The organism is Halobacillus sp. B23F22_5 (assembly GCF_043497085.1).
GTDB lineage: Bacteria > Bacillota > Bacilli > Bacillales > Halobacillaceae > Thalassobacillus.
The window spans coordinates 1-594 of record NZ_JBIEKI010000048.1; the positions used below are offsets into that span (position 1 = coordinate 1).

Sequence of the window (594 nt, forward strand, 5' to 3'; positions counted from 1 at the left end):
TCTTTCGAACTACCCAACCAAAACTTTGTCTGGCTTGGAACCCTGCTTATATAGAAAGCTCCCATCTTCTCGATTTCCTTGATAAGGCTTGCCGAATAATACCCCAAATCACGCAGAAGAAGATCACCAGATTTAAGAGAATCCATCCTATCTCGGGCGGCATCTTTATCGCTTTTGGTTTCTGGATGAACCGAGTTTTGGAGGAATACTCCCCGAAGCCATTCATATTCCAACTGCACCTTTACCCCATAACCGTGGATGCCTGGGTACTCGGCATAATCATTGGGTAGACGAAACGATGTTGAATCCATAATCCTAATCCTTGAAAACAATGGATTCTGTACTAATGAAGTTGAAATACCCTCCTGCTTGCTGGCTAATTGTCCATACACTTGTTTTAAAAAGTAAACAGCCGGAGTGTCGAAACGTTCATGCAGCGCTTGTTTAGAGATAGAGGTATCAAATTGATAGGATATGGCGCTACATAAATGTTGTAAGCTATGTTTTCCAACGGAGTCTTTTAATAAAGTACAAAGACTCAAGAACATCTCCGGCTTAAGTTTACCGGAACGCTTTAAAAAGCCTGTTTCTTTA

At 41.4% G+C, this 594-nt stretch carries 1 protein-coding gene; it reads right to left on the reverse strand.

The window, feature by feature from the left end; genetic code table 11:
• Positions 1 to 594, reverse strand: a 594-nt coding sequence (locus ACGTN9_RS21060; protein ID WP_499596491.1) for an IS4 family transposase, incomplete at both ends; no start/stop codon positions are given.